Below are 4,013 nucleotides of genomic sequence, written 5' to 3'. Positions count from 1 at the left end.
GGCACGCGCCACCGCCTACGCGGCGCGCGCGCGCACTGATGCAGGCGAAGCTTGGCCGCTGTGGCGGATGCGGCCGGATGCGACGCTGGAAGAACTGGGCACCCTGCACGCGCTGCGTGGAGACCGCTTCTTCTTCGAGGCCTCCGGTGACAGGCCCCTGCTGACACGCACCGTCGATCGGGTCGCCGGCTTCCATCCCGGGCTGCCTTGGTTCCTCGACGACCTGCGGCCCCAAGGATTCCTGGGCCGCACGCTGGCGCACCGCCAGGGACGCGCGCTAGGCGTACCCGACGACCTGAACCGATGGCAGGTCCGCGACACATTGCTGGCGATCACGCGGACCGGCGGCACCGGCATCGGCGACCTGATCCTCGGTCAGGAAGCCCTGGCCACGGCGATGGCCGAGCGCGACACGCCGACCGACGCCGTCGCTTCTTCCGATCGCGCGCGGCAATACCCCGCCTGGGCGCAGGCCGCGCTGGCCGGCGAGGAGATCGGCTCCTCGCCCGGCGGCGAGCAACCGAAGTTCACCGCCACCGTGCACCCGCAGGACGGCACGCGCTACGCCGCACTGGTGAAGTTCGCGGTGCCGGACGAAGGCCACGCGGTCCGCCGCTGGGCCGACCTGCTGGGTTGCGAGCACGTGGYCGCCACCACGCTGCGCGAGGCAGGCCTGCCTGCGGCCTTGTCGCAGTGCCTGCATGCCGACGGCTACACGTTCCTGGAAGTSCGTCGCTTCGATCGCGTTGCCGACACGCTGGGCCGTCGCGGTTTCGTCTCCCTGCAAGCGCTGGACGCCGCGTTCTACGGCGACGGCGCGCGCGACTGGGGGCGATTCGGCGAACGGCTGGCGGCCGACGGCTGGATCACCACGCAGGACGCGACGCAGATGGCGCGCCTGCATTGGTTCGGGCGCTTCATCGACAACAGCGACATGCATGCGGGCAATCTCGGGTTCCATCTCGGGGATGATCGTCCGCTTGCGCTGGCGCCGGCCTACGACATGCTGCCGATGGCACTGGCGCCTTCGCGCACCGGCGCCGTGCGCCCCCCGGAGGCCGTGCGACCGACCGCACCGGATCGCACCGGGCAGGTCGGTCATATCCGCTGGGCGGCGGACGCTGCCATCGTCTTCTGGCAGCGTGTGGCAGACAGCGAGTGGATCGGATCGGACGACATGCGCGCGCTCGCACGCGCCAACATCAATGCGGTCGGGAATTTCTCGCGCCAGTTCGCCTAGCCCGCCCGTATCGGAATCTCCGCTACTTCAACTCGATGATGAGGGTACGCGTCTCGGCGCTACCCGCGTTCACCGTGTCATGCGTCACCGGTGAGGCCCATTCGATGTGGCCTTGCGGAATGCTGCGCCGAACAGGTTTCTTGTCCGGCCCGGTGAGCAGAGCCTCGCCGGGCGTCAGGAAGTAGATGATGTGGTCGCCATGCGAGTGCACACCGGTGCGCTTGCCGGGTGCGACGGTCAGTTCGATCACGCGGACCTGATCGTTCTCCAGGATCACTTTCGCCCCGGGCCCGGCGGTCTTCACCAGGTCCTGCGCGGAAGAGCTCATACAGGCGGCGATCGCAAGCGCGCCAACGGCGAGGAAGACGTTTCGGTGCATCGGTCTGCTCCGGCATGCGCGCTGCGACCGGCCCATCGCGCCGCCACTGGGAAGGGCGCATGTGCAGGAACCCCGGCCATCGCGATGCCGTCCATGCACACGTGACACGGTCCGGGTTGCGACCGCTCAACCGACGACAACGCTGCCACGCGCAGGTGCCGGACACCGTCCGGCGGTCAGCGCCCCTGGGGACGATCAGCCCGCAATCACCCACCGCCCATTGTCCTGCAGCACCACTTCGAAGCGCGCCCACTGCCGGAACTCGTCGGGGCTGCTCATGCCCGTGCTGCCCGTCTGCTCGCCGGCAACGACGCGGTACTGCAACCCCGCGCCTTCGCCTTCCAGCACATGCCGTACGCTCCACAGGCGACCGAGTTTGCCGTTGCTGTAGAAGCGGCCGCGGAGGATCGCGTCGGGGTGGGTGATGTTGCGTTCGGCGTGTTGCTTGGCGAGTTCCAGCAGTTCGGTGAGGTTCTCGGTGGTGATGTCGACGTAGGAGTTGAGTTGCTCCATCGCCGCGGAGAAATCTTCCTGGGTGAGTTCGAACTGGCGCTGCGCGGGCTGGGTGATGCGCGAGGCCTGGCGGCGGCGATGCAGGTGCGCCGGGTAGCGGCGCCAAGGGAACAGCGCGTTGAAGGCGATGGCCATGGACAGGATGGCCACGACGTTGATGAGTATCGGCATCAGCAGGTAGCCGTAGCCCAGGGCATGCACGTCGGAGCCGCCGATCACCGCGGCGAGGGCAGTCGCACCGCCCGGCGGATGGATGCAGCGCAGGTAGTACATGCCCAGCACCGCGAGGCCCACGGCGAGGGCGGCGGTCCAAGCATGGCCAGGAAACAGTTTCTGGCAGCTCACGCCGATGAAGGCGGACAGCAGGTGCCCGCCTACCACGGCCCACGGCTGCGACAGCGCGCCCTGCGGCACGGCGAACAGCAGCACCGCAGACGCACCCATCGAGGTGACCATCAGCGCGCCGCCGACGGCGGACGCGGTGTCGCTCGGGAAGGTCCAGCGGGTCAACCCGTACACCGCCAGGATGCCCAGCAACGCGCCGATGCCCGATATCCACTTCTCGCCATGGCGGGTGGTGTTGCGTTCGATGCCCAGTAGCAGGCGCAACTCGGTCAGGCGGGAATGGGGGCTCATAGGCGGCAGCGAGAGGGCAGGCGCCGCAGTCTATGCGAAGGACACGCCGCACGTAGGGCGGGCCCTGGCCCGCCATGCTCACACGTCAGCCGCGCAGACCCAGCAAGCCGATCCGCCGGAACCACATCTCCAGCGGCACGGTCACCAGCGGCGGCACGGCGGCGACCAGCGCCAGCAACGCCGCCCACCACGGCCAGCGCAGGCGCAATGCCGACAGCGCGGTGACCACCACATAGAACAGGAACGCGCCGCCATGCAGCGGCCCGAAGATCTTCACACCCAGGTCGTTGCCGACGGCGCTGTACTTGAACGCCATGCCGATCAGCAGACCGGCCCAGGTGAAGCCTTCAAGAAAGGCGGCGACAGCGAACAGGCGCCCGGCGGGCGCTAGGGGTCGGGACATGCAGGACTCCAGTGAGGGATGCCGGATGCGATGGCGGCTGCGGCGCTCGCTGGCGTTGGAATTCTAGCGACTGAACTTTGCCCGAGACCACCTCTGTGGCTTGGAGCGGACCAATATCCACTCCAAGCCCTTTAAAAGAAGCGACTTCGGATCGACTTCAGTTCTTCTGAGATCACTTCTATGGCCGCAATCTGACGCCAAATGAAGCGCCGGTCCGTTACAAACTGGCGACCACATCAAATCTCAGTCAGCAGATAAAGATCAGCTCTGTAGATCAGGCCAGCGCTTGAGAGCCCAGTTCGCCAGCTCTCTAGCTCGTGCCCGCAAAGCTTCCGCATTCCAGTCCTCGCAACGATCCAAAAGTTGCTTTGTGGTCGAGAAGACAGCTTCCGTCTTCAGGTGCGCCCTCGTTTCGACCCATGATCTCCGGCCCTTTTCGGAGTTAGCTTTCCCGGACAAAGGAACAAGATTTGCCCAAGTATCCCTGAGACTGTCCATCTCGGCTGTTGTGAACTTATCCAACCAGTCGCCTGATGCCGCTTGCGGAAGAACATGATCGGCCGTCATGTCGGGAAACACCTTAAGGACGTCGCCTTTGGTGAACGACCGCTCCAATTCCAGCATAACGAAGTTACGGATTCTACGCATATACATAGGCGCAGACTCGACGGCGATTCGAAACTCTTCATCACTGGGGAACTTTATGGTCTTGGTCTGGATTGCACCTCGCAACAACCCAAGGTCTGCGCCAACTTGGCCCCAAAGACCTTTGAACACAGCATGGAGACCAGTAGGCTCCAATCCGACAACAGCCCGCCTGACTAGAAAGGTTTCTACAAGCC

General features: G+C 65.7%; 5 protein-coding genes. 1 reads left to right on the top strand and 4 read right to left on the bottom strand.

Features of this window, described 5'->3' with window-relative positions; genetic code table 11:
• Window positions 1-1,240, top strand: a 1,240-nt coding sequence (gene yjjJ / locus AC04L7_RS13830; protein WP_475513220.1) for a type II toxin-antitoxin system HipA family toxin YjjJ, incomplete at its 5' end; no start/stop codon positions are given.
• A gap of 22 nt (window positions 1,241-1,262) precedes the next feature.
• Here yjjJ and AC04L7_RS13825 read toward each other — a convergent pair.
• The 4 genes from AC04L7_RS13825 to AC04L7_RS13810 form a co-directional block, all read right to left on the bottom strand.
• On the bottom strand, window positions 1,263-1,619 hold the full coding sequence (locus AC04L7_RS13825; protein ID WP_435996296.1) for a cupin domain-containing protein: 357 nt from the start codon (window positions 1,617-1,619) through the stop codon (window positions 1,263-1,265).
• Between the two features lie 195 nt (window positions 1,620-1,814).
• On the bottom strand, window positions 1,815-2,768 hold the full coding sequence (locus tag AC04L7_RS13820) for an HPP family protein (protein WP_435996294.1): 954 nt from the start codon (window positions 2,766-2,768) through the stop codon (window positions 1,815-1,817).
• A gap of 85 nt (window positions 2,769-2,853) precedes the next feature.
• The gene (locus AC04L7_RS13815) at window positions 2,854-3,171 is read right to left on the bottom strand and encodes a DUF3817 domain-containing protein (protein WP_435996293.1); all 318 of its coding nucleotides are present in this window, start codon (window positions 3,169-3,171) and stop codon (window positions 2,854-2,856) included.
• A gap of 261 nt (window positions 3,172-3,432) precedes the next feature.
• A partial coding sequence (locus AC04L7_RS13810) for an HNH endonuclease family protein (RefSeq protein WP_475513219.1) occupies window positions 3,433-4,013 on the bottom strand: 581 nt, incomplete at its 5' end.

The organism is Pseudoxanthomonas sp. LjRoot204_2, from assembly GCF_056175765.1.
The sequence above is the reverse complement of the archived record's forward strand: the minus strand, read 5'-3'. Positions and strand labels throughout refer to the sequence as shown.